The sequence below is a fragment of the Streptomyces sp. NBC_00727 genome (genome assembly GCF_045161745.1).
Taxonomy (GTDB): Bacteria; Actinomycetota; Actinomycetes; order Streptomycetales; family Streptomycetaceae; genus Streptomyces.
Map to the genome: position 1 here is coordinate 2207895 of NZ_CP108981.1, position 25254 is coordinate 2233148.

13 protein-coding genes and 2 tRNA genes are annotated in these 25254 nt (G+C 70.7%); 4 read left to right on the top strand and 11 right to left on the bottom strand.

What is annotated here, in order from left to right:
• Window positions 1–65: 65 nt before the first annotated feature.
• A complete protein-coding gene (locus OG242_RS09825) occupies window positions 66–1931 on the bottom strand; it encodes a GTPase (RefSeq protein ID WP_405897779.1) in 1866 nt (621 codons plus the stop codon).
• Window positions 1928–3580, bottom strand: coding sequence for a dynamin family protein (locus OG242_RS09830; protein WP_405901565.1), 1653 nt, complete (start codon window positions 3578–3580; stop codon window positions 1928–1930). Before OG242_RS09830 ends, OG242_RS09825 begins: the two co-directional genes overlap by 4 nt.
• Before the next feature lie 316 nt (window positions 3581–3896).
• Between OG242_RS09830 and OG242_RS09835 the strand changes: the two genes are divergently transcribed.
• Window positions 3897–3969 (top strand) — tRNA-Arg (locus OG242_RS09835).
• A 407-nt stretch (window positions 3970–4376) separates the two neighbouring features.
• On the opposite strand, the gene OG242_RS09840 is transcribed toward OG242_RS09835, so the two are convergent.
• The 4 genes from OG242_RS09840 to OG242_RS09855 all read right to left on the bottom strand — a co-directional run bounded on the left by OG242_RS09840 (window position 4377) and on the right by OG242_RS09855 (window position 14286).
• The gene (locus tag OG242_RS09840; RefSeq protein WP_405897780.1) at window positions 4377–7445 is read right to left on the bottom strand and encodes a pPIWI_RE module domain-containing protein; all 3069 of its coding nucleotides are present in this window, start codon (window positions 7443–7445) and stop codon (window positions 4377–4379) included.
• 82 nt (window positions 7446–7527) lie between these two features.
• Window positions 7528–11289, bottom strand: a complete 3762-nt coding sequence (locus OG242_RS09845; RefSeq protein WP_405897781.1) for a hypothetical protein — start codon at window positions 11287–11289, stop codon at window positions 7528–7530.
• Window positions 11282–12490 (bottom strand): hypothetical protein, encoded by a 1209-nt coding sequence (locus OG242_RS09850; protein ID WP_405897782.1) that lies wholly within the window; start codon window positions 12488–12490, stop codon window positions 11282–11284. Before OG242_RS09850 ends, OG242_RS09845 begins: the two co-directional genes overlap by 8 nt.
• 59 nt (window positions 12491–12549) lie before the next feature.
• Window positions 12550–14286 (bottom strand): PD-(D/E)XK nuclease family protein, encoded by a 1737-nt coding sequence (locus OG242_RS09855; protein ID WP_405897783.1) that lies wholly within the window; start codon window positions 14284–14286, stop codon window positions 12550–12552.
• Between the two features lie 254 nt (window positions 14287–14540).
• Here OG242_RS09855 and OG242_RS09860 point away from each other — a divergent pair, with 254 nt between their 5' ends.
• A complete protein-coding gene (locus OG242_RS09860) occupies window positions 14541–16106 on the top strand; it encodes a protein kinase domain-containing protein (RefSeq protein WP_405897784.1) in 1566 nt (521 codons plus the stop codon).
• Between the two features lie 31 nt (window positions 16107–16137).
• Here OG242_RS09860 and OG242_RS09865 read toward each other — a convergent pair whose 3' ends face one another.
• On the bottom strand, window positions 16138–18177 hold the full coding sequence (locus tag OG242_RS09865) for an N-6 DNA methylase (RefSeq protein WP_405897785.1): 2040 nt from the start codon (window positions 18175–18177) through the stop codon (window positions 16138–16140).
• Window positions 18178–18615: 438 nt separating this feature from the next.
• Between OG242_RS09865 and OG242_RS09870 the strand changes: the two genes are divergently transcribed.
• Entirely contained in the window at window positions 18616–19758 is a 1143-nt protein-coding gene (locus OG242_RS09870; protein ID WP_405897786.1) for a Fic family protein, read from the top strand.
• Between the two features lie 13 nt (window positions 19759–19771).
• On the opposite strand, the gene OG242_RS09875 is transcribed toward OG242_RS09870, so the two are convergent.
• Complete coding sequence (locus tag OG242_RS09875; RefSeq protein WP_405897787.1) at window positions 19772–21154, bottom strand: tyrosine-type recombinase/integrase; 1383 nt, start codon at window positions 21152–21154, stop codon at window positions 19772–19774.
• Window positions 21155–21320: 166 nt separating this feature from the next.
• Here OG242_RS09875 and OG242_RS09880 point away from each other — a divergent pair.
• Window positions 21321–21401 (top strand) — tRNA-Arg (locus OG242_RS09880).
• Window positions 21402–21492: 91 nt separating this feature from the next.
• Here OG242_RS09880 and tyrS read toward each other — a convergent pair.
• From tyrS to OG242_RS09895, 3 genes are all read right to left on the bottom strand, one after another.
• On the bottom strand, window positions 21493–22908 hold the full coding sequence (gene tyrS, locus OG242_RS09885) for a tyrosine--tRNA ligase (protein ID WP_405897788.1): 1416 nt from the start codon (window positions 22906–22908) through the stop codon (window positions 21493–21495).
• Window positions 22909–23086: 178 nt separating this feature from the next.
• The gene (locus OG242_RS09890; protein WP_405897789.1) at window positions 23087–23533 is read right to left on the bottom strand and encodes a DUF1772 domain-containing protein; all 447 of its coding nucleotides are present in this window, start codon (window positions 23531–23533) and stop codon (window positions 23087–23089) included.
• A 121-nt stretch (window positions 23534–23654) separates the two neighbouring features.
• Window positions 23655–25238 (bottom strand): von Willebrand factor type A domain-containing protein, encoded by a 1584-nt coding sequence (locus OG242_RS09895; protein ID WP_405897790.1) that lies wholly within the window; start codon window positions 25236–25238, stop codon window positions 23655–23657.
• Between the last annotated feature and the right edge of the window lie 16 nt (window positions 25239–25254).

Genomic DNA, 25254 nt, shown 5'->3' on the forward strand with positions numbered 1-25254 from the left:
CACCGTGCGTGCGGTCACTGATCCCATGCTGGAGGGGAGGCGGAAATCCCGCTGGAGGCTGTGGACTAACGGCCCGTTGTGGAAAACTCCGTCACCGCCACGTACCTTTCGCGCACTTCGCGGTAGCGCGCCAGCTCGGCCGACACCGGGTCGAGCACCCTGGCCCGTCCGCAGGCCGCCGCCGTCTCGCGCAGCCGCCGTTCGGCCTCCTGGCCGTACCGCCGCGCGGGACCCCGGGCCGCCGCCGCGCACGACCACTCCACGAGCGGGCCGCCGACGATGCCGGCCAGCATCACCAGGGCGGGCGTCAGCAGCCCCGGCTCCAGTACTCCGATGATCTGGCCGGCCAGCCACAGGCCGCCGAAGATCTGGAGCAGCGTCATCGCCACCTGCGCCAGCACGGCCGCCGGCCACCAGGCGGGACGCGGCGGCTTCCCGGCCGCCCGCGCACCCCGGCTCTCGCCCGGGTGACCCGGCAGCTGACCGGCCGCCTCCCCTGTGCACGCGGCGCCCCCCGCGTCCAGGCCCACCCGCCCCGCCAGTTCGTCCAGCGCGTCCGGCAGCCCCTGCGCCCCGTGCACCGCGGCCTCGCGCACCGCCTGCGCCCAGGGCCCGGGCAGCCCGGCGGAGGCGTCGTCCGCCACCGTGCGCACCGCCTGCTCGACGCGCTGACGCGCCGTGAGCCGTTCCTCGGGCGGGGCGGCGAGCGGGGCGCGGTCCCGGCTGCCGGGCTGCCGGGCTGCCTCGTACCAGCGCCAGAGCCGCAGCCACGGCGTGCCGCACGCCCGTCCGGCGTTGCGGCGCCACTCGCGTTCGGCCGCCTGGCCCGCGGCCGCCGCGCCCACGGCCTCCGCGAGCCGGTCCGCGAACTCCTCGCGGGCCTGCTCGCCAAGACCCGGCCGCCCCTCGGCGACGTACACCGGCCGGAGCCTGGCCGCCGCCGCGTCCACGTCGGCGGACAGGCGCCGGGTGGCGGCCGTGCGGTCCTGGACGAACCGGCCGAGCAGTTCGCGCAGTTCGCCGACGCCCTCGCCGGTGAGGGCGGACAGGGAGAGGACGGTGGCTCCGGGCTCGCCGTGCTCGCCGAGGGCCATGCCGTCCTCGTCGAGCAGCCGGCGCAGGTCGTCGAGGACCAGGTCGGCGGCCTCGCCCGGCAGCCGGTCGATCTGGTTGAGGACGACGAAGGTGACCTCGGCGTGGCCGGCGAGGGGCCGCAGGTAGCGCTCGTGCAGGGCCGCGTCCGCGTACTTCTCCGGGTCGACCACCCAGATCACGGCGTCGACCAGCGCGAGCACCCGGTCCACCTGGTCGCGGTGGCCCCTGGCCGCCGAGTCGTGGTCGGGCAGGTCGACGAGGACCAGGCCCTGGAGCGCCTCGTCGGCCGCCGCGGCGGGCTGCGGCCTGCGCCGGAGCCTGCCGGGCACGGCCAGCCGGTCGAGCAGTCCGGCGGCCCCGTCGGTCCAGGAGCAGGCGAGGGGGGAGGAGGTGGTGGGCCTGCGCAGGCCGGTCTCGGAGAGCTGGGCGCCGGCGAGCGCGTTGAAGAGGGCCGACTTGCCGCTGCCGCTGGCCCCGGCGATGGCGACGACGGTGTGCCGGGAGGAGAGCCGCTGGCGGGCCGCCGCCTCGTCCAGTACCCGGCCCGCCTCGGCGAGGGCGGCCCGGTCCAGGCGGGCCCTGGACAGGCCGACGAGTTCGCGCAGGGCGTCCAGGCGTGGCCGGAGCGGGCTGCCGGAGTCCACGTACGCCTCGACCTGCGGCCCGCCGTCGTCCTCCGGGGGGATCTCGTCCGGGGTCTGCTCGGTCTCCTTGCGGGCGGCCTGCGCGCGCCGGGCGATCAGCCCGTCGTCCCATCCGGTGCCGGAGCGCGACGCGTCGGAGAGGTGCTCCCCGGCCCCGCCCTGCCCCGGATTCTCGTCAGTGACGGCAGTCATCGCTGCCACCTCTCCTTCTGCAGTAGGGACAGCGCGGCGATCAGTTCGGCCTGCGGTTCGGGGGCCACGTCGAGGGAGTCCAGGGGGGCGAGCCGCCGGTCGCGTTCGCCGTTCAGCACGTGGTCGAGACAGTTGGTGAGCAGCGCGCCGCCCTTGTCGCGCAGCCGCAGCGCGCCCTGTGCGCCGATGCGTTCGGCGAGTTGTTCGCCCGCGGTACGGGCGCGGCGGCCGCCGAGCAGGGCCGCGGCCAGCAGTGCGGCGACGGTCTCGGGGTCCGGGGCGGTGTTGCGCTCCATCAGGCGCAGCTCCTCCTCGGCCAGTTCCTCGAGGATCCGGCGCCACCTGCGTACGGTCATGTCGATCCGGCCCCGGATGTCCTCGGCCGGTCCCCAGCCGCCCTCCTCGCGGCCCGCCGCCTCGAAGGCGAAGGCCGAAGCGGCGGGTTCGCGGCGCCAGACGGTACGGATCTGCTCGTCGGCGGCGGCGACGGCGCACTCCAGGAGCGCGGCCAGGCTCTCGACGAGCGCGTCGAGCACTTCCTCGGACGTGCTGTACGTGGGGTAGCCGCGCCAGCGTGTCCGGGCGTCGCCGGCGAGCGCGCCGCCGTTCTTCAGCCTGCGGCGGACCCTGGCGCCCTCCTTCCCGTACGCGTCCTCGACGACCCCTGTCAGCCGTACGGCGGCCGCGTACTGCGCGGCGACGGCCCCGGCGAGCGCGGGCATCCGGACGTCCAGGGAGTCGATGACGCCCGTGGCCGTCCGGCCGACCGCCTGTTGACGGGCCGCCGGGTCCTGGGCGCGGTGGGCGAGCCAGGCGCGCAGCGGGGCGACCGCGGTGGTGGGCAGCAGTCCGCTGCCGCCGCCGGCGGACTCGGGGAGTTCGGGGATGGTGAACCGGGGCACCTCGCCGAGGCCCGCCTTGGTGAGCAGGGCGCCGTACTGCCGGGAGACCTCGGCGATCACCTGGTGCGGGACGCGGTCGAGGACGGTGACGAGCGAGGCGTTGTACTCCTTGGCGGTGCGCAGCAGGTGCCAGGGCACGGCGTCGGCGTACCGGGAGGCCGTGGTGACCATGACCCAGATGTCGGCGGCGCAGATGAGTTCGGCGGCCAGGACCCGGTTGCGCACGACGAGGGAGTCGATGTCGGGGGCGTCCAGCAGGGCGAGCCCGCGCGGCAGCCCGGGGGCGGTCTCGACGCGCAGCGCGGTGCCTTCCTCGGCGGCGTTGCCGTCGGGGCCGTCGAGGTCGTCGCACTGGCCGGGGTCGGCGTACTCCTCGGGCGACAGCCAGACGCGGGTGAGCTGCGGCAGCACCCGTACGCCCGCGAACCAGTGCTGGTCGTCCGGGTGGCAGACCAGGACGGGCGTGCGGGTGGTGGGCCGGAGCACCCCGGCCTCGCTGACCCTGCGCCCCACCAGGGAGTTGACGAGCGTCGACTTGCCGGCGCCGGTCGATCCGCCGATGACGGCGAGCAGGGGCGCCTCGGGGTCCTTGAGCCGGGGCAGCAGATAGTCGTCGAGCTGGGCGAGCAGCTCGATCCGGGTCTGCCTGGCGCGAAGGGCCCCTGGGAGGGGAAGTGGAAGACGCACGGCGGCGACACAGTCGCGCAGGGCGGAGAGTGCGTCGATGAGCTGAGGCCGTACGTCCAAGGTCACCACATGCGAAGAATGCCCAATTTTGGCGCCCTTTTGAAGCGTATAGCCACTTCTGCGCGCCGGTTCCCCCGTCCGGACAGGGGTGATGAGGGGGGCGCAGGCATAACGAGTGCACAACACCCGAGGCGTGAAGCGTCAAAAGCGATGCATGAATCGCACCCACCTGCGATTATCGTCTCGCTTCACTGAACCTCCACATCGTGCCACGCAGGTGAAGCAACGAGGTCGAGCCAATCGGAGCCCTATCCTTGTCCCGGCAAGGTCACGGACCACCCGGTCCCGGGGCTCCCGACACCGCAGCCACTACCCGGCCCCCGTAGCTCAGTGGATAGAGCAGGCGCCTTCTAAGCGCTTGGCCGCAGGTTCGAGTCCTGCCGGGGGCGCACGTTTATACAGGTCAAAGGCGGTTTTAAGCCCTTCGCAAGATCACTTGCGGAGGGCTTTTTCGTTGCCCAGGAGCGCACTTTGCCCCGTTTTCCGCCCTCTTCTTGAGCTCCTCGTCCCACATACGTCCCCCAGTTCGGAAGGTATCCCACGGTCTGCCCGCAGCCGTAAGAGAGTAATACCTGGTCAGAGTCATCCTGACGGCCCTTCGGGTGCACACAGAGCTGGCGACAAAGCGGCGCCTGCCCTGTTCGTGACTGCTGACTCAAGCTGCTCCATCTCGGCGCCAACCACCCGAGTGGCGCCGCCGCCGAACCACGCAGGTCGCGGAGCCAGCGGCTGTGCATCGGCCGCTGGCCCGGAGAGCCGCTTCGTCCCAAGCCCAGGGCCCTGCCGGAGACGAGCCTCACCCCTCGTCGTCTCCCCCTTCGGGTTCCGTGGTCAGCCCCGCCGCGTCCACGAGGTCCGGGTCCGTATCGTTGTCCATCGCGCTCCCCTGCTCCTGCTCCACAGTTGGCCCCGCCGTCGCTCCCGTTGAATTCTCATCACTCTCCACGAGCATCGGGAGGACGTATGCCTGGGCCAGTCCGGCCAGGTGAAGCGGGAGCGGCAGGGACAGCGCCGCCGCATAATCCGGTGCCTGGCGCAGTTGGTGTACGGCGAGGGCCAGCGCCTCTGCCTCGTCCGGCTTTCCCAGGGCAAGGGCGCCCGGGTCGTCATCCGTCTGACAGCCGAGCACCGCGATCTCGAGCAAGGTCGGGTTCCAGGCGCTGGTGCCCGCCTGCGAGGTGAGGTTGCCCGCGGCGTTGACCCTGGTGGCCAGGCGGTCGAGGGCGGGCGACACAGCATGGGTACCGGGGCGTTCCGTGGTGCTGTAGAAGATCCGGTCCCCTGATGAGGCCCCGCCCTGCGACGGGATAGCCTGAACCCAGAAGCCGGCCGGCTGGCCGTGCGGCTTACCCGGTTCCGCCAGGCCCCACCACTGCGCGGCCTCCCGCCCGCCACACCCTCGGACGCGCACAAGGCGGAGTTCGTCGTCGAGCCGGCCCGCGGGGGCGTGGCCCGTCCGGATCAGATCCCGCTTGATCCGGCCGTCCTGCAGCCATGGCCAGTGCAGCCTGCTGTTCTGTGCGTGAGTGATCAGCGCGGTGGGCTGACCGCGGAGCGAGTGCAGTACACGCTGGAGGAATGCCGCTGTCTCCTTGCGCTGCTGGGCAAGGTTGGTGCGCCACTGCTTGCCGGTCACGCGGGGGGCACTCGATTGCGGGGCGCCGCCTTGCGGGTTGGGCTCCGCGCATACCTCGGGATCGATCTCGGCCTGTTTCACCAGGCCAAGGAGGAAGCGCGGATACGGCACCCACTCCCCCGCGGCATCGTCCCATCCTCGTACGGCGGCCTGACCCGTCGCGTCCGGCAGCGGCGTGGCCATGACGGCCACAGGCAGGTGCTTGGGCAGGCGGGTCGGGCCGTCCTTGCGGCGCTTCACCATCCAGACCGCGGCGTACTGAAGCCCGTCGGGCAGGTCGTCGCCGAGGGTGTGCTGCGGTAGTACGCGGACGCCGAGCTGACGCAGCCCATCCAGCCAGGAGCTGTGGGTGCGATGCCCGATGCTGTCCGCATTGTCGATCTGCCGGTCGGTGGACGGAGTCACGACGAACTGGGTCAGTACGCCCGCGTCGGCGCACCCCAGCCGAATGGTGAATTTGGGGTCCGTCGTCGACGGGCGGAAGGTGCTGCGGTGGGCGATCTCCACCAGGGCGAGTTCAGGACAACCGGGGTCCGCGCCGTCCGCGCGGAGCCATGAGTCCAGGGCTTTGCGGCGCTCGACAATGGCCGTCGAGATGGCCGCTCCCTTGCCTTTGACGGCCGGGTCAGGCACCAGCCGGTCTCCGAGGCCGTCGGCCAGGGGCAGGCACCGCAGCCGCAGGATGAGTTCCTCCGTCTGCCATTCGAGGACGACCGGTGCCCCAGGCCGGGCTTCGTCGAAGTGCCGGTCCGTGATCGCGGCTGCGGAGGCGCCGCCGTCACCGTCAAGACCCAGGGCGTGCGCGAACTGGGCCACTGCCTCCTTGCGTACCTCTGGTGACTGCCACAGCAACCGAACCTCCACCAGCGGTGGACCACTGTGGTGCTGGGCCGGGCCAGCGATCCGTGCCTGCGCCGCGAGACTCGCCCTGCGCGCCTGGGTCTCGCGGCGCAGCTCGGTCTTCTTGGCCTCGTCGGTCCTCGGTTTGGGCCGTCGGTTCCCGGGTGCGCCGATGCCCTTGCCGCGCCCCCGCTTCAGATCGGATACCCGCACCACGGGCTCCGGAAGGGCCTGTTCGGCCCATTCGGTCAGCTGGGCGCGCTGGTTGGGCATGAAGCCGGTGCCGATCTCGTGGTTTCCCATCCGGGTGCTGTGCACCACTGCGGCGCGGACCCCTCCACCCTCGCCGATCCAGGAGCCCGGTTCGGCGAGGAGTTGTTCGGGGTCGGGGAAATTGCCAGCAAGGCTGAGTCCGCGCAGGATGCCGGCCGTGTCGTTCTCGGACCAGGCGAAGGTGTCCGCTGCCCGGTCCCGGCGCAGTCGGGCGAGCGCGTAGCGCTCGGTGGCCGGCGCTCCGGGGAGCCAAGGGATGGTGGGCCTCAAGTAGGCCGTGGTGGCTTCCCGATAGGAGAGGTTGAGGCGTTTGGTGGTGACCCGCGGATGCGTCGCCCATCGTCGTACGCCCCAGTGCAGGTGCAGACGCGGCCTGGCATCGAACGGCGTGGTGTGCAGGGAGATGTTAAGTACGACGGAGAACCACCACTCCTTACGCTTGACCGTCCGGATCAGGGGCTGCGACATGAGCTCGGCCCCCTGGTCGCGAGGCCCGCGAGGTACAGCCCGAAAGCGCAGCTCTCCTCCTTCGAAGCGGTAGGGGTCGAGGGACAGGATGCGGCGGGCCAACGCGTCGGTGGCGAGCTGGTACTGCCGGGGGTCGGGGGCGGCGGTCCCGCCGGGGGTGGCGGGACCGGTGAGCAGTTCGACGCCGGAGACCGGCTGCCACTCGGGCAGGTTCCGCTTGAGGTCGGCGCTGCTCGCGAGCAGCGCCGAACGGAACGCGGGGTCCTGCCCCGCACCCTTGGGACCGAGTGTGCGCAGCCATGAGTCCAGGAGCTGCCGCAGGGAGCGTTCCGGGAGGGGATCGGTCGCCGAAGCGGGGACGTACATCCAGAAGTCCTCGGCGGTCGGGGAGCGCTGCTCCGGCCCCGGCTCGACGGGGACACGGGGGCGGGGGCGCACGATCACGTCGGGAGCGAGGGTCTGCAGGACGCCGTCGAGCCGGCGCGTGGGCAGGGTCAGCTGCCTCTTCTCCTCGTCGCGCCCGTGGTTGTGCAGTTCGAGAAGGTCCGCGTGCCAGTGTTCGGGAAAGGCGAGGGCACGGTAGTCCTCGGTCCAGGGCTCGCTGCCCTCGGCGAGGTGGTACGCGGATCGGCGGATGTGCTGGTACATGTCCGTTCTCCCTGCGATGTCGTACGTGGCCGGTGGAGCGGCGTGTCTTCGACAGCCTTGGCAGCGGCGGCGTCCCGGTGTGTCAGTCGGTGCCGCTCGGCGCGGACGGAGCGCCAAGGCCGCACAGCGCTTCGTACAGCGGCCGGTAGAGCAGCTTGACGAGTTCGATGTCGGCAGGGTCGGGCCCGCCGGCAGTGTTCTCGGTGCCGCTGAAGTACGGGGCGAGAACGTCCCGGAGGCGTACCAGCAGTCCCGGGTCACTGGTACGGGACCGCCTGTTTCTGCCTGCGACGGGTGCCTGTGCCGCGGCCAGCCGCGGCGCGAAGGCGGCGTCGACGAACACGACGCGGGCCGGCACACCACCGCGGACAAGGCGGCCGATGACCTGCCAGATGGTGACGAGCTGGTCCCAGACGAAGGACTCCTTCTCGTCGTCGGAGAGCGAGGAGTAGATGTAGGGACGGGACAACACGTGCCGCCAGACGCGGCGGGCGACGGTGCGGAAGGAGCCGCCTGCCGAGTCGAGACCGTCGACTTCCGCCACCAGATCATCGAACGTCGCCCCCCCGCTGGCCAGTTGACCTCGTACGAACCGGCTCGCCCAGTCGTTGATGGCGAACACAGCCAAGGACAGGTCATCGGGACGGGGGTGGGGACGGACCAGGAAGAACACCGTTCCGAACGCCGCCACCCTTTCCTCACCGGGACGCTGCGGGGTGGTGAGGATGTTGTGTCCGCGCTCGACGGCGAGCAGAGGAGCGACGAGCAGTTCGGCGTCCGGGTCCTCAGCGAAAGAGGCGAGGTCACCGCGCCGCACCGCTCCGGTGCTCCGTGTCCGGCTCCCGCCTGGCGCGGTGCCGTCGACCGCGGCTTCGAGCTCCGCGTCGTCGGCGGCCAGGACGCGTACCCGGCCGCGCCAGCGCGGGATCTCGTCCAGGGCCGTGGCAGCCACCCCTGCCTCTGCGTAGCTGCCCACCAGAAGCAGGGCGCGCCTGCGGCGCTGGTCGGGGATTTGTGCAAGTTCGCTCTGCAGCGGAGAGGTGGTTCCGTCCCTGCGGGGACGGGCCAGACGGTCGATCATCAGGCGAAGGACGTCCTCGCGTTTGTCAGGATCCTGCCCGGAGAGGCGGATCGGCTGCCCGGCCGCGTCGTAGAGGAACTCGGTGCGAAACGCAGTGTCCCGGATGGACCGCAGCGCCTTGCTCTGCGGTTTCAGGACCGCTCGGACGGGAGCGAGGACATGGGCGCGGGTGGACGTGCCGGCCCAGCTGGTGCCGGACATCAGCAGAACGTGCGGGCCGGCCTCTCCCCGGGCGGGATCGGCGCCGAGCTGGGGAAGGCCGAGGAGCAGTTCGCGGCCCACCCCCGCGCAGCGGAAGAAGCGCAGGGTTCCCGTGCGACGACCGTCCTTGTCGCGGGCGGCCGCCCGTTCGTCGATGAGGTATTGGAAGCCGAGGACGTTGCCCATGGGCGCCTCGGGCAGGAGCGGCGCGTAGTCGAGCGGCGGCCGACGGGTCAGTTCGTGGCTCGCCGCGTCGAGCCGCAGCGCCGCCTCCACCTGGGGCCACAGGAAGGTCACCCGGTCCAGACGCTGGTGCAGCGCGGCGAGCACAAGGGTGAACTCCAATCTCCGCGCGTTCAGTTCGCGCCATTCCTCGGTAAGCGGCACCTCCTCGCGCGCCGGGTCCCTGTCCTGACGGACGGTGGACGGCGGCCGCTGCTGGGGCCCCGGTGCTCCGACGAGGAAGGAATCGAGGAGCGCGCGGACCCGGGCGCGCGTCCGCTTCTCGTCGAGGGTGTGCAGAACGTCGTGGGCGAGGGCGGTGAGCTCGTCGGCGGGCGTCAGGTAGGGGCCCCGTCCGCCGAGCGGATCGTCCCGGAACATGTCGAAGAATCCGGTGATCTCACTGCGGCGGGGCGCCCAGGGCGCCTCCGACTCAGGGAGATCCGCCTCCCCCGGGCCGTCCGCGCCGTCCCTTTCGCCGTCCTCCTCGTCCTCGTACAGCGCAGTCTCGTCCTCGACGTCCCCCGTCTCCGTGCCGTCCGGACGTCGGACGGACCGGCCGGACTTCAGCGGATACCAGGCGTTCAGCAGTTTCTCCTGAAGAGTCCATGCGCTGAAGTAGTCGATCTGTGCCCAGTTCCGCAGCCCCTCGTCGTCGATGAGCATGGCGTACAGCCGGTCCGCTGCGGTGCCAACGATGTCCAGGGCTGCGGACCACCGCTCCACGTCCTGGTCGGAGAGCGGCAGTCGTCCCTGCCGGGCGAGTTCGGCGATCTCATGGGTCTGCAACTGGTCGAGCCAGGAATCGGAGACACCGGTGGTGACGAGGGTGGCCGACGGTGCGAACATCTGGTCCAGCTGCATCTGTACGCGGTCGGCCTCGTCGACGATCACGATGTCACTGCGCAGACAGGCCAGTTCCAGGTAGCGCAGGCGTTCGGCGTTGAGCTGGCGTGGAACAGCCGTCTGAACGAGGCTGGCGGGGTTCGCCACCCAGATGAGCGCGTCGACGAGGTCGCGCGCAGCAGAGTGCCGGGGGCAGGCGCTCCACAGCGGGCAAGCGTGCGGGGTGCCCCATTCCTCCTCTTCCCCGGCACCGTCCTCGGGAGTCTGCCTGTCGGCAGCGCCGCGGGCGCGTTCGAGTGCGCGCAGGGCGTTCTCGGCCGCCACCTCGTCCCCACCCTCGTCGGCTCCGGCCCTCCGCACAGGGTGCAGGCCGCCGCACGGTGCGTCGTTGTAACGCAGCGGCTCTGATGTGTCGAGTGCGCGCAGCGCGTCCAGTGGACAGGCGGTGCTGAGGTGTCTAAAGGTCGCATCAGTATGGGCAAGTAGTGAGTGCGCTCCACGCGCGGCGAGCCTGCGGTGCAGCCGCTGGGTGTGCTGGGGACGCGTGGTGCCGCCCTGGATCAAGGCGGCGCTCAGACCGAGTCCGCGGAAGAGTTCGGTCAGGGTGAGCTGTTCGGCCACATCACCGACGACGAGTGTGGTGCGCAGGCCATTGTGGTGCGCCCAGACGGCAAGCAGCGTCATCAGGGTTGATTTACCTGCGCCGACCATGCCGACGAGGTGGGTGAGCCGGTTCAGTGGCAGCGCGGACGCCGGCGCAAAGGCGGTCCCGTCGGGGCTACGGGTGTCGAGATCGAGGTCGTCGAGGCGCTGGGCCCAGTTTCCCTCCTTGCGACCGCGCCGCCGTTCCTCCTCGTCCATCCACCGTGCCACGTCGTCGAGTTCGTCGAGTGGCACGTCCAGAGGTCCTGCGGTGGCCGGGCGTCCGGCGGTGAGGGGGTGACCCGGGAGGGGGTCCCGTACGAGGTCGGCCGGGATGGTGACGGAGGTGCGCCGGTGGCGGCGGTCCATGAAGCGATGCTCGCCCGCCTCCGCCTGATCCAACGGTTTGACGGCGAAGCCCGGCAGGCTCGCCAGTGCCTCGTCGTACACGGCGAAGCGGTCGGCGGCGACCATGGGAGCAACCCGGTATGCCGCCTCCCCCTGTGCCGGGACGCGGTAGGCCCGCAGCCGTTCCGGCAGTTCCAGGTACGTGTTCAGGGACTGCCGCCACATCCGGCCGCGGCGCATCGGCCACAGCAGGTGCCGGGCGGCGGCCAGCGCGGCCTGCTCCGCGGCGCCCAAGGGCAGCTTCGCGGCCCGTGCGAAGGCGAGGCCGTAGCCGCCCAGGAGTGTCCACGCCCCGTCGGCGGCGTGGCCGGGCGCCACGGTCTCCATCAGCCGCAGGGCGAGCTCGACCTGGCAGAGCAGTGCGGGACGGGTCCTGGCGTGTTCCTCGGGCCAGGGCCCGAGCGCGGCCACGACCGGCTGGTACCAACTGCTGCGGTCACGCATCGTCCGCTCCGTCCTCCTGCCCGGCGTCCTCGGCCGGGGGCGTGTTGTCCATGGGGCGGCGTCCGGCGGTCCCTCGGCCGGGGCGCGGCGGTTTGTCCGCTCCACCGTGGAGCGGACGAATGGAGGCGTCCGGCCCTTGGTCACCAGCCAGTCGCAGCCGGGCCGCCCGCACGAATTGGCGATCCGTCAGGAGTCTGAGCCCATCCGCCTGAGCGCCCCGCTCCTTGGCGTAGCTGTCGAGATAGTCGCGGCGTGCGCGGACCCTGAACTCCGGTACGACCCAGCACGCCTCGTCGTAGGGCGGTTCGGCCCGCACCGCGGTCGCGCTGCGGCCGAGGAAGGCGGGATGCGCCCAGTCCTTGACGTCCACGGCCCACACATGACCGTCGGGGAAGATGACTCTCACGTCGTACGAGTCGAAGTTGGGCCACATCTCAACGGTGAGCCCCAGCGCCCGCAGCTCACCCTCCAGGGAGGTCTCCGCCTGCCCGGGCCCGGTGACGAACAGCCGCAGCGGTTTGCGTAGTTGGCGCAGCTCTCCGGTCTCTGCCGCCACGAGCGCCCGGCCGTGCGGCGCGGGGCCCTGGTGGCGGCATTGATCCCGCTCGCACCACCACTCGGTGTCGGACACCGGGTGCAGCAGGGTCAGGCAGCGGTGACAGCACAAATACGAACCGTCGCGCCGGAACCCGGCGGGGACGCGGGCGTAGATCTCCTCGACGAGGAAGCGGACCGGGTCGAGGAAGAGGTCGCAGCTGATCTCGGCCCAGTCATCTTCCGTGAGTACGGGTCGGGTGACCAAGAGGCGGCGGAAGGCCGTGTACGACTCGGGCGCCGACATCGCACGGCAGACCCGCAGGGCCTCGTGAATGACCATGCGGTCGTACTGTCGCCCGGTGCTGTCGCCGTATCCGCGCACAGAAAGTTCGTGGCAGAGCTGGGAGGGTTCTCCCGAGCCCTCGTCGATCAGCCGGTCCGCGGCGTCGAACAGGTCGGCGGGCAGCTGGTCGAGAGGCCAGCTGCTGAGCGGCCGGGCGCGGGCCCAGCGGACCATCTCGGGTACGCCGGCCGGGGGCGTGGCTCCGTTGCGCAGACACTGGAGGGCCAGGGCGTTCAGGGCCCGCTGCGCGCCGGCCGGATAGGGCAGGGCAAAGGCGTCGAGGTCGTCGACGGCGGCCAGGTGAAGGACAGCAGTGGCCACGTCCCTCAGCAGAACGACGTCCCGATTGAACAGCCAATCCGGGGCTGCCTGTTGGTCAGTCATCGGACGACGTACCCCTCTTGCGGCGTCAGCTCGGCACTCGGCCCGGATCTGTCGGCGGACGAGGGCGTACCGGGGCCGTACGGCAGCGGATGATCAGCGGCGTAGGTCCTGCCGGGACGGCACCAGGTGCGCGCCAGGCAGCCGTGGCAGTGGCGCCCAGTCTTCGGTTCGTACGTGGTGTCCTCAAGGAGCGGCTGGGCAAGACCGGCGATGACGTGCCGGGCTTCGTCGACGATCTCGGCGCGCCCGGGATCGACACGTTCGAGCCTGCTCTCCCCGCGGCCCTCGCGCAGGTGCTCCAGCTCGACCCAGGAGCGGCGCGGGTCGTCGCCCAGCGCCCCCGCGTGGAACAGAAGTACACCGAGCGCCAGTTGCGGATACGTGCGAAGCAGTGAATCCCGCTCCCACAGCGGGCGGGAGGATGTCTTCGTCTCGCGCCAGATCCACCGGCCACGGTGGGTGTACACCAGGTCGGGTACGGCGAGAACGACGACATCGAGTTCGGGAACGTAGGCCGTCACCCGATGCTGCACGAGGACGTGCTCGTCGGCACCGAGTCCGTCGAGCGGGCACAGCAACCGGTGCCCGGCCAGCATTCCTGCGGCCTCACGCGCGGACGCCTCGTCCAGACCGGTTGTCGACCGCAGCACGTCCGAGTCGGGGGCCGCACGGTCCCGGCAGCCACGCACCGGCCGTTCCCCGTGGAGCGCGTCCAGCCACGAGTCGACGACCCTTCCACGTCGGGCCCCCTCGTTCTCGCCGGACAGGTCGTTGAGGTGCAGACGCCGCACCAGGTGGTACTGCGCAGGACACTCCGCATACAGGCGCAGGTCCCAGGCGGAGACGGAACGACGCTTGCGTGCGACAGACATGGGGCGCCCTCCCCACAGGCCCGGGGTGCGCCTCAGATCCGTACAGCCGGCGATGGCCTTGCAGTCGACGCAGCTCTCGCCGGGCCTGGTGCCGGTCGCGGTCGCGGTGGAGAGGAACGCCGGCACGGCGTCGCCCTCGAACCGCTTGCTCGCCTCGATGGGCCCCTCGCCGAACGACGGTGCCGCACCGAGCAGTGGTTCCACCGAACCATCGGCGCACCCGACGTCGAAGACGCGCACCAGGGCGGGCGGGCGGGCGGTGCCGGTCGCCCCGGCCGGGGGTTCGTCCCGCGCCCTGCGCCGGGGCGTGGGCGCCCCATGGGCCATCACCTGCGCCACGGCCCCGAGTTCAGTGCCGGGGCGGCCCGTCTTGGCCCGACCCAGCGAGGGCAGCCAGAGGTCGCGTACCGTCTCGTCAGTGGAGGCGTACATGCGGCCCCACAGGGTGTGCTCGTACTGCCGGGCACCGCGCGCATCGGGTGCGTGCAGTCGGCGGGTGCGCCACGTCCACGGCTGCTTGACCGCCAGGGTGGGCGGCAGCCCTGCTTCCGTGGCGGCGGCCTGCTCCCGGGCGCGGGCCGCGACGTACCGCTCCAGGGCGTGCGCGGTCCATGCGAGATGTACGGGGTGGACCGGGGCACCCCTGCCTCGGAACGGTCCGCGGGTGTTCCGCAGCTCCTCGCGCACCTGCTCGACGGACCGGCCGTCATGCTCCACACGATCGAGCGCCGCAAAGAGCGGGCCGAATCCGAACTCCTCGTACGGCGTGGACAGGAACGGCACGGCCGGTTCGGCGACGAGTTGGGGCCGCATCGCGATGCGGCGGTGCGTGGGGCAGGCCGCGGCGTCGGGCCGAGCCATCCGGGGACTCGCCTTGATCAGCCAGTCCTCTCCGACTACACCCGGTGGGTTTTGCATGATGACCCCCGTTGCAAGGCGGCAAGGGCAAAGTGGACGTCCAGGACCAAGGGGCCTGGCAGGCTACGAACGGGACCCTGGACGCGATCCAGCATGCCACACATCTGTGAACTGAGTCCATGAAGATCTAATAGAGTAGCCACTTCACGCTAGTCTGTTGTGCCGGATGGTGCGGAAGGACGAAGGGGCGGCGCGGCGTGGACGTGGATTCGTACGCGGAGATGTACAGGCCCGGCACGGGTGACCTGATCGACGGGCGCTACGAGTTGGCGGAGTCGCTCGGCAAGGGCGGGATGGCCCACGTCTGGCAGGCCCGCGAGATCTCCACGGACAGCGAGGCTTCCGAAGGTCGCGCGACGTCAGCGGGTCGCGAGGTCGCGGTGAAGTTCCTGCGCCACGACTCTGAGGCCCTGTACGCCCTGGACCCCGAGGAAAGGGAGGCCGAACTCGCTGTCAGAAACGCCCGGTTCCGGCGCGAGGCCACGCTTCTGGGCACGCTCGACCACCCGGGCATCACGGAGCTGTACGGCAGCGGAACGCACCGGGGCGTGCCGTACATCGCCATGCGGCTGGTGACCGGGGTGAGCCTGCGAACCTTCCTCGACGAGCACACACCACTGCCGCTGGCGACGGCGATCGCGGTCGCCGTGCAGATGGCGGGAGCGCTGGCCTGCGCGCACACGCTGCCCGTCGTGCACCGGGACCTCAAGCCGGCCAACATCATGATCGACGACGAGGGGGCGGTCGTCCTGATCGACTTCGGCATCGCCAAGCCGCTGCGGTCCGACGCCACCCGGTACACGGCGCACGGTTCCACCCTCGGCACCCGCGGTTATCTCGCGCCCGAGCAGTTGCTGGAGCGCGAGCCCACCGCGCGGACGGACGTGTACTGCTTCGGCTGCGTCTTCTACGAACTGCTCACCGGGCGCCCGCCGTTCCCCCTAGGCGCGGACTCCGGGCTGACCGAAAGACATCTCTACGAGGAGCCGCTGCCGCCGAGTGTGTACGCCGCGGGCATCCCCGAGGCGATCGACGATCTCGTGCTGCGCATGCTCGCCAAGCAGCCCGGACAGCGACCGCCCGTGGACGAGGTTCTGGCGGTCCTCGAACCGCTCGGCCCGCAGCCCGGTGACCACGGGCCCCGTCCGCGCACCCACCCCGACGCTACGGCGCCGCTTCGCCGGCCCGCGGACCGGGCCGTACGCACACTCCGCGCTCCCGCCGCGTCCCCTGTCCCGCCCTTGGCGGAGGGCGAGGCGGAGTGGCTCGACGCCCGCGCGGTGGAACTGCTCTGCGCGCGGGCCGAGTCGGAGATCGCCACCGGTGAACCCGGTGACGCGACCGGTCGTCTGAGCGCGCTGACGGAACGGGTGCGCGGGGAGTGGGGAGCGCGCCGCCCACTGGCGCGCCGTGTGTGGCGAGGAGCGGCGGACGGGCTCCGTCTGGCCGGGGACTTCGGCTCCGCGGCTCGTCTCTACGAGGGGATCGACGACGCTCTCCTGCATGGTGATGGTCCGGCCGAACGGGCGGAGCGCGCGGTGATCCGGCTGCGGCTGGCCGAATGCCGACTCGTCTTCGGTGAACTGGAGGCCGTCGTCGCCACGGTCGACGCCGCGGGCCGCACGGCTGCGGGCCTGCCTCACGAGCACGCCGTGCAGGTCGAGTCCGTACGACGTGAGGTCGACGCCCAGCTCTCGGCACGGCTTGCGGACGCGGACGGTCATGGCGCCTCGCAGGCCCGGACGGACGGCGAGGCGCCGTGACACGCTCCGCCTCCTCACACCGCCGGACGCGCTACGCCCCGCCCGCGAGACGCCCGGCCGCCAGTTCGTCACCGAGGTCGTGGACGAGGTCCGCACCGAGCTCGGCGGTGCGTCGCGCCAGCTGTTCGAAGGCGGCGAGCTCACGAAACGCCTCGCCGTAGCGCCGCTGTTCGCGCAGCGGCACCTGGCGGACCTGGAGGCGGCGGACATCGATGCGGGAGGAGCTCGTCGCATGGGTCCCGGCCTGGCGGACGTTGGCCGGGGCGCGCAGCGAACCGGCGAGGAACCAGGCGTCCAGCTGCTCGGGCTGCACCCGCACGGCGTGCAGCTGAGCGCCCAGGGCGGTGGGTGCTCCTTCGTGGACCCAGGCGGAGAAGGCCCGCGCCACTCCCACCACGACAATGTCTCCGGGTGCGGCGATCACAGCTTCGCGCAGCGCCGGGTCGTCGCCGGCGAGGTGTCCCCTGGGTGCGCCGCCCGACAGGAGGTCGGGAACCGTCAGGAGCGGAATGTCCTCGGCGGACGGCGTCCCGGTGCGGACCGCCGTCTCTGGTGGCTGCTGGCCGCCGCGCAGGGTGAGCGCCCCCGCCCGCGCCAGTTCGGCGACGGTGGTGGCCGTGGGTGTGTCCTGCGCCGCAGAGGCGAGTTCGAGCGCCGCGAGCAGCCGGGCGGACTTGGTCACCTTGGCGGTGAGGTCCTTGAACTCCCGCCAGGAAGCGACCAGTCGGGGCGCACTGTCCGCCGGGGACGGGGTGATGTGGCGTCCCGGAGTGAGGTCGACCTCGTCGTCGAGCAGCTCGATGACGGGTACGCGCTGCACATGGGCAGATCCCTCGGCCGGGTCCGTCCCCCCCACGGCCTCGCGCAGGAAGTCACCGATCGCCGCCCAGTCGGGGGCCCATTCACGGCCCGGATCCCGGGGGAAGCGGGACACTCCGTCAGCCACCATCAGGTGGCCGCCCACGGGTGGCTCCTCACCTGCCGCGGGCGCCCGTAGCACCCACAGGTGCAGGGAGACGCTGTGCGGCGCGGCACACCCCGGCGGCAGCGCCACGACGGCCTTCAGCTGGCCGGTGCGCAGCAGGGACCCGCGGATGCGGCGGCCGGCCTTGCGCGCCGCCACAGCGGGAGGCAGCAGCAGCACGGCCGCGCCTCCCGGCCGCAGCCCCGCCAGACAGTGCTGGACCCAGGCGAGTTCGGGTTCAGTACGCGGCGGCAACCCGTGGCTCCAGCGGGCGTCCGTGGCCAGCTCCTCGTACCCCCAGTTCCGTTCGTTGAACGGCGGGTTGCACAGCACGATGTCGGCGGGGATGTCGGCGAAGGGGTCGTCACGCAGCGAGTCCCCCGCGCGTACGTCGATGGAGGCGGGCTCTGTCCGCGGTGCCTGCTCGGCGAGGTTCAGGCGTGCTTCGGCGAGCGCGGCGAGGACAGGGTCGCGGTCGCCGCCGAGCAGGGTCGGCGCCCCGCCGCCCTGCTCCTCGGCCATCTCGGCCCCGGCCGTCAGGAGGTGGCCGGTGCCGCAGGCGGGGTCCATCGCCGTGATGCCGCCATCGACGGCGGCGACGCGGGTGGCGATGTCCGCCATGAGCGCGGCAAGTGGCTCGGGGGTCGTGGCGATCTGGCGTACGTGGACGTCGAGCCAGCGGCGCAGCAGGAAGGCGAAGGACTCCGGTCCTCCTTCGCGCTGCCCGAGGTCCACGGCCTGTTCGATGAGGTCCGTTGCCTCTTTCGGGTACCCAGACTTCGCCGGACGCGCGGACTGACCTGTCGCGCCTTGCCCGGCGAGCCGCCTGCCCACCTCGGCGATCGCCGCCCCCGTCTCGTCCCGTCCGCCAAGCGCCTCGAAGCGGGGCCAGAGCCATTCGCGCTCGGCGGACTTCTTGAGCTTCTTGTTCTCACGCAGCCAGTTCTCGATGTCGGTGAGTGAGAACTGGGGATTGACGTCCGTGCCGGCGATCCGTGCGGGGAACGACTGATGACGTCGCCGCCAGTTACTGACGGCGGCCCGCCCGACGCCCGCGAGGCGAGCGATTTCCGCCAGGGATACTGGTACGGCACGCGGCGTGGACATCTGAACTCCCTGGACGTTCTCTCAATAGATGTGGACGCTCCCCGCCTACAGACGCGTGATCAAGCCACTTTTTGCCTCCCGCGCGTCCCGCAGACTACTACGGAAGACGCAGATATTGACAGAGTTCACAGGGCAACAGCGCGCCACCCTCCCTGCCGCCTCACCTCGTCGAGGAAGCCGCTCAGCCGCCCGCTGTACGACATGTACAAGGTCCCCTCGCCCGGGCGCTTGCGACGAAGAGGAGGCGCCGTTCGACCAGGCAAAAACTTAACGGCCGAGGCAGCCGGGCTGACGCCTGCACCCACCACCTGCGCCGCGGAAGATCGGGAGGCAGCACGCCACGACCAAGGACCCGCAGCAGCGAGGGGCTGCGGACCATGGCAAGGAATCACCAGCGACCAGGTTGACTTCGTAACACAATTATCATGTCATTGAGTCATGCTGTACGTAACGCCCTCCCTGAACGCCGACGACCGCCGCGCCCTCGACGAGATCGAGAGCATGCGCCGCTCCCTGCGCCACATGCTCCGCGCCACCCCGCGCTGGACCCGCCAACTGCGCCGCAACCTCACCGCCCGCGCCATCGCCGGATCGAACACCATCGAGGGATACGCGGCGACGGTCGACGACGTGGAAGCCCTCATGTCAGGTGAGGAACCCCTGGAGACCGGAGAGAAGACTCGTGCCGAGTTGGAGGGCTACCAGCGTGGCATGACCTACATCCAGGCCCTCGCCGACGCCGGAGACGACTTCCGTTACGACGCCGGCCTGCTCAACGGCCTGCACTTCATGCTGCAGGGCCACCACCTCGACAAACGCCCCGGCCGCTGGCGCGACGGACCCGTCTACGTCACCAGCCCCGACGACCCTCTCGTCCCGGCCTACACCGCACCGGACCAAGCGGACGTTCCGGCTCTGATGTCGGAGTTCATCGACTGGCTCAACGAGGGCGACCTCGACGCACCCGTCCACGTCCGCGCCTCCATGGCCCACCTCAACCTCGTCAAGATCCATCCATGGAAAGACGGCAACGGACGTATGTCCCGCGCTCTGTCCACGCTCGTGTTCTCCCGCGAGGCTCTGATGCCCCCCGAGTTTTCCTCCATCGAGGAATGGCTCGGCCGGGGACAGAACACCTACGCCTACTACCAGATCTTGGAGGAGGTGGGCGGACCGCACTGGAGCCCCGAGCGGGATACCCGCCCCTGGATCCGGTTCTGCCTGACCGCCCACCACCGCCAGGCCCAGCAGGCCCAGCGCCGCTTCGACGTCATGTCGCGAGCCTGGACCCGCCTGGTTGAAGGCGTCGAGGCCGCCGGTCTGGACGAGCGGGTGGTCTATGCCCTGCTACCCGCCTTCTCCGACGCGAAGGTGCGCCGCACCGTCTACCAGCAGGACGCCGACCTCAGCGACCAGCAAGCCATCCGCGACATCCGGGAGCTCGTGGCCCGCGGCTGGCTCGTCCCTCACGGCAAGGCCCGCGCCCGCTACTACGCCCCCGGGCCCCTCATGGACCCGGTCCGGGACGAGGTCCGCCAGTCCATGGAGCCGTACACGGACCCCTACCGGCGCGAGCGGTGATCCTCACCGGCGATCACGCGATCAGGGTGGCCGAGACGTCCGGCATCTCGTCGAGTCGCTGCCGCAGATCTCGCTCTTGACCACTGATGCACTGCGCGTATGTGGCGAACAGCATGGCAACACTGGTGCCGGCCCACTCTGCCACCTGAGCAGGCGGAATGCCGTTGTTCAGCCACATCGTCAGCCTGGTGTGCCGAAGGTCGTACACGCGTTGCCCTGTCGGTGACGCGTATACGTTGGGTGGCAGGGTTGCCCTGCGGGCGTGGTCCCACATGCGGCGGTAGACGGAACCGGCGAGAATTCCGCCGCGTTCCCCGGGAACGAGCCGATCGCCGGGGCGCAGGCTCGCCTCCTGGATACGCGCCCGCAAGAGGGTGGACAGGGTCGGAGGGCACGGCACTATGCGTGTTTCACCCTCTGCTCTGGCTTTCAGACGTCGCTGATCGTGCCGGGTTCCACTGTCGGTCCACGTGCGCCCGATCTCGGGCTCGGCAGTGTGGACCACGATGTCGGCCCACCGCCCTACCACCGAGCCGGGCAGGACAAGGTCCGAGACACGCAACGCTACCGCTTCTTCCGGGCGCAGCCCCGTGAAGTACAACGTGGCGAAGAATGCTTGCAGTCTTTGCCCGCTGCGCGGCCGGCCACGGATCCAGCCGAGCAGCTGCGCCGCCTGCCGCTCGTTCAGCAGACGGCGTCGGTCGATCGCACTGACAGACCGCTGTGTAAGGTTCCGCGACTCGGGAACAGGGTCGAACGGCAGAATGCCGCGGACGATCGCGTACCGCATCAGCAGATGCAGGACCCGTCGATGCCGCTTCACGGACGAAGCGGCCGCCCGTCTCCCGTCCAGCAGCGTCCCCAGTACCAGCAGCACATCCTGGACGATGAGCGGATCGGTCCAGGCGTCCATGGTCGGAGTGTGCCGTCGCACCCAGCCGAGCACCGCGACCACGTCATCCGCGGCCTCGCCGCGGCGGTTGGTATTGAAAGCCCACTCGCTCCGGGCCGTACGGACTCGGCGAGAAGGGACGCCCGGCGGCTCCCGGTCCATCAGCGCAGTGGTGACGATCATCAGCGTGCGCGCCGTGTTCTTCCGGTGATTCGCCGACACACGCGGCCACTGGGCGTCCGTGAACTGGACGGCGAAGTCGTACCACCCGACCGAGGAAGCTCTCGGCTCATGCCGTTCCGGCAAGCCGGTCGACATGTTGAACGGCTCTCCGGCGTGCGTCGCGGTCACCAGCTCAGCTCGGAAACCGTCGGCCAAGGCGAACGTCTGGAACACCTTGCGATGGCGCTTTCCACCGACGGACCAGCGGACCCCGTAGGACTCGCGCAGCTTCCCGGAGCCCCGCTCGATCTGCCAGACCCTGACGTCAAAGGTGGTATCCATGGTCGGCACCTCGATCAGGTCTCGCCCGTGGCGCCCCTCGTCAAGGAAACGGGGTCCCCGAATCGCTACGGACTCTCCCTCCATGATCCCACCACCAGTCGGCGAGCAAGATCGTCCCACATGCGTCCCCCAAAACGGCTGACGATGCGTCACTGATCTATAAAATGCCAGGTCAGGAGGGTAGAGATAACGTTAGGCCAAGTGCCTTCTAAGCGCTTGGCCGCAGGTTCGAGTCCTGCCGGGGGCACACAGCATCCAGCGGTCGGCACCGCATACGCGTCGGGCGGGCGGGGCCCATGCGCCCCGCCCGCCCGTTCCGGTCAACCGCGTCCTGGCGGTTACACGCCCTCGATCTTCGCCAGCTTGCGGCCCGCCTTGAGGTAGACCGTGTCGGCGCCGGTCGTGTCGCCGGCGGCGGCCAGGGCGGTCTTGACGGCCTCGTGGAGGGGGCGCGTGACGTCGTCCTCCGAGAGGGTCACCGTCTTCTGGCCCTCGGCGGTCTCGACGACGATCCGGAGGGCGTTCTGCTTGGCGAGCCGGCGTGCCGCGGAGGTGCTGGCGGCGAACTCCAGGACCTGCGTGAGCACGGCGGCCACCGGGTCGTTGCCGTGGGCGGCCGGGACGACGGGCAGCGACTCGACGTCACCGAAGCTGCGCTGGGAGAACTGGGCGGTGAAGTGACGGCGGGCGGCCATCGCGGCTTCGAGGCCGTGGACCGCGGCGACGGCCTCACCGGCGAGGACCTTCTTGAGGTCCATCGGGTGCAGGCTCTTGCTCTCGATGCGGGCGACGGCCGCGTCCACCTCGGCGTCGGTCCACTCGGTCCACGCCTTGAGGTACGGCACCATCAGCCGGTCCGGGATGGACATGATCTTGCCGAAGACGTCGTCCGCGGTCGCGGTCAGGGCGATGTAGTTGCCCTTGCTCTTGCTCATCTTGGCACCGCTGCCGTCCGTGCCCTCGATCAGGGGCATGGTGATGACCAGCTGCGGCTTCTGGCCCGCGATCTCCATGACCTTGCGGCCCATCTGCATGTTCAGCAGCTGGTCCACACCGCCGAGTTCGATGTCCGCGTGGATCTTCTCCGAATCGATCGCCATGACGACGGCGTAGATGAACTCGGACATCGCCAGGCCGTGCCCCTGGGCGAGCCGGGTCCGGAAGTCCTCGCGCTGCAACGACATGGAAACGGGAATCTGCGAAAGGACGCCGATGAGTTCCGGCAGCCGGATGTCCGCGAGCCATTCGCTGTTACGACGGAAGTCCGCACGCTCGAAGTCGAAGAAAGGGGAGACCTGGTCCCGGTAGGTCGCGAGATTGTTCGCGATGTCCTCGTCCGTCAGCGGCGGGCGCTCGTCGGAGCGCCCTGAGGGGTCGCCGATCTTCGCCGTGATGTCGCCGATGATCAGAACGATGTCGTGCCCCATGCGCTGGAACCGGCTCAGGATGATCATGGGGACGGTGTGCCCCAGGTGCACGTCGGACGACGTGGGGTCGATACCCAGCTTGACCCGCAGCGGCCGCCCCTCCCCACGGGCGGCCTCGATGGCCGAGGACAGCGCGTCCTCCGAGGGCAGCACCCCCACGGTCCGGCCCGCGATCAGCGCCGCCTGCTCCTTGGGGCTGAGGTCGGACAGGTCCAGCTGACGCCTGGCACCGGTCTCGACCAGAAGCTCCTCCACGGTCGCGTCGGAGGACAGGTCCTGCGCGAGCAGCTCGAGGGTTCGAGCTTCGGATTTGCCAAGGCGAGTCATTGGGATTCCTATGTGGATCGAAGTTCCGCTGAAGCGACGAGCGGAGTATACCCGAACAACCAAGGCAGAGGCGTGAATTACCGGCGCCCTGATCCTTTGGAATGCACCGGAATTCCACGCACCGCGCCTTCTCCCATATTCCCGGCCATTTTCTTTTGGAAGCTTCGGGCGTCACCCTTTACGCGGCAACCGCCAGCAGGACGGAAGCCGCCAGGGACAGGACCGTGCGGATGCGGTGGAAGGCGTTCCAGCGGGCTTCGAACGCGGTGCGGGCCGCCGTGTCGTCGCCGCCCTCCGACTGAGCGAGCGCGTTGTTCAGCGGGATGTTGCCCGCGATCGTGATCAGGTGCGAGACGACGGCGCAGGCCAGGGCCGCGATCAGCAGGGGCCAGGTCTTCTCACCGGCCTCCGTGAACACCGGGACGGCCGGGAACGCGATGACACCGAGGAAGAGCACCAGGAAGACCGGGCCGGGGACCTTCTCGTTGAAGCGGCGCATCGCCGCGGTGAAGCCGTCGTCGGGCAGGACGGCCAGGCCGGGCATCACCGCGATGAGGAAGGTCAGCAGGAATCCGGCGTAGAGGCCGGTCGTGATCACGGCGAGGGTCAGGAACAGGGATGCCATGGGGCCCATCATGGCCCGGTACGGGCGTACACGTCGCCGCAATTCGCCGACGTGTACGACCTGTTGGGGCCACAGGGCGCGGCGGGCGGCCGACGCGGGCGCGCCGGCCGTACCGGTCCCGTCAGTCCATCTCGCCCTCCTCCGCGCCCGTCCCGTCCTCCCGGTCGCCGCTCTTCAGCCGGTCCGCGCGGCCGATCGCGTCGGCCAGCTTCGTCACCGAGGCGTCCTCCGTGCTCGCGGCCAGTTTCTCGGCCCGGTCGGCGAGTTCACCGAGGCCCGGTGCGCCGGGCAGGCCGGTACCGCGCAGGTTCTCCGCGAAGTAGGCGGCCACCGCCGTGACCTGGAGCCGGGCGCTCCGGCCGCCCCACAGCTTGCCGGTGACGGCGCCGGTCTCCACCGAGCCGGTCCTCTCGTGCGGGGCGCGGGTCTTCGGGTCGAGCCAGCGCACGGTCGCCGTGGCGACATGGCCGGAGGCGCCGTCGCGCAGGTGCACCGCGTACAGGGCGGTGACGGTGTGGCCGGGGCCCACCTCGCCGCCGTCCACGGAGTCGTCGCGGAAGTCGTCGTCGGCGACCTTGCGGTCCTCGTAGCCGATCAGCCTGAACTTCTCGACGGTCTTCGGGTCGAAGGCGACCTGCGCCTTGGCGTCCCGGGCGGTCAGTTCGAGGTGGGCCGGGAGCTGGTCGACGAAGACCTTGCGGGCCTGTTCCTCGTCGGCGATGTACGTGGTGTGGCCGTCGCCCTTGTTGGTCAGCTGCTCCATGAACGCGTCGCCGTAGTCGCTGCCGACGCCCACGCCGAACAGGGTGATGCCGTACTCGCGGCGGGCGGAGTCGATCCGTTCGAGGATGTCGTCGGCCTCGGTGTCGCCGGTGTTGGCGAGCGCGTCGGAGAGCAGGACGACGCGGTTGTTGACGCCCTTGCGACGGCCCTCCACCGCTTCCTCGTAACCGCGCTCGACGCCCGCCCCCACGTTGGTGGAGGCGCCGGGTTCCATCGAGTCGACCGCGTCACGGATCTTGCTCCGGTGGCCGCTCAGCCGGGTCATGGGCAGGACGGTCTCCGCCTCGTCGCTGAAGGTGACCAGGCTGATCGAGTCGTCGTCGCGCAGTTCGTCGGTGAGGATGCCGAGCGAGGTCTTGACCAGGCCGAGGCGGTCGGGCGAGTTCATCGAGCCGGAGACGTCGACCACGAAGGTGAGGGCGGCCGGGGGGCGTTCGGCCGTGGTGGGCGATGCCTTGGTGGCCAGGCCGACCCGGACCAGCGACCAGTCCTCGTCCTCGCCGCCGGCCCTGGCACCGTCCACGGAGACCGAGAAGCCGTTGCCCGTGGGACGGTGGTAGCCCTGGCGGAAGCTGTTGACGAACTCCTCGGGCCGCACGGTCTGCGGACCGGGCAGCCGGCCGTCGGCGAGGGTGCGGCGGGCGTAGCCGTACGAGGCGGTGTCCACGTCCAGCGCGAAGGTGGAGAGGTAGTCGGGCGGGGCGGATTCCTTGAGCCGGTCCGCCTCGTCGCCGTTCTTCTCGGCGCCCTTCGCGTCCTCCTTCGCCCCGCCGGTGTAGGCCGGTGCGGGCGCCCCCGCGCGCCGCTGGCCGGACGTCGCCTTGCTCCCGCCGCCGTCCTCCCCCGAGCAGCCGGTGAGCAGCACGCCGGCCGCGAGCAACAGCCCCACTGCGCCCCGGTACTTCCGTGTGCGGTGTTCCATCCCGTACCCCCTGTGT

Bases quoted from the DNA above. Each gene is read 5' to 3' on its own strand.
- OG242_RS09870 (WP_405897786.1), top strand. From the start codon at position 18,616: ATGCTGTACGTAACGCCCTCCCTGAACGCCGACGACCGCCGCGCCCTC.
- OG242_RS09855 (WP_405897783.1), bottom strand. From the start codon at position 14,286: ATGGCTCGGCCCGACGCCGCGGCCTGCCCCACGCACCGCCGCATCGCG.
- OG242_RS09865 (WP_405897785.1), bottom strand. From the start codon at position 18,177: ATGTCCACGCCGCGTGCCGTACCAGTATCCCTGGCGGAAATCGCTCGC.
- OG242_RS09875 (WP_405897787.1), bottom strand. From the start codon at position 21,154: ATGGATACCACCTTTGACGTCAGGGTCTGGCAGATCGAGCGGGGCTCC.
- OG242_RS09890 (WP_405897789.1), bottom strand. From the start codon at position 23,533: ATGGCATCCCTGTTCCTGACCCTCGCCGTGATCACGACCGGCCTCTAC.
- OG242_RS09845 (WP_405897781.1), bottom strand. From the start codon at position 11,289: ATGCGTGACCGCAGCAGTTGGTACCAGCCGGTCGTGGCCGCGCTCGGG.
- OG242_RS09825 (WP_405897779.1), bottom strand. From the start codon at position 1,931: ATGACTGCCGTCACTGACGAGAATCCGGGGCAGGGCGGGGCCGGGGAG.
- tyrS (WP_405897788.1), bottom strand. From the start codon at position 22,908: ATGACTCGCCTTGGCAAATCCGAAGCTCGAACCCTCGAGCTGCTCGCG.
- OG242_RS09895 (WP_405897790.1), bottom strand. From the start codon at position 25,238: ATGGAACACCGCACACGGAAGTACCGGGGCGCAGTGGGGCTGTTGCTC.
- OG242_RS09840 (WP_405897780.1), bottom strand. From the start codon at position 7,445: ATGTACCAGCACATCCGCCGATCCGCGTACCACCTCGCCGAGGGCAGC.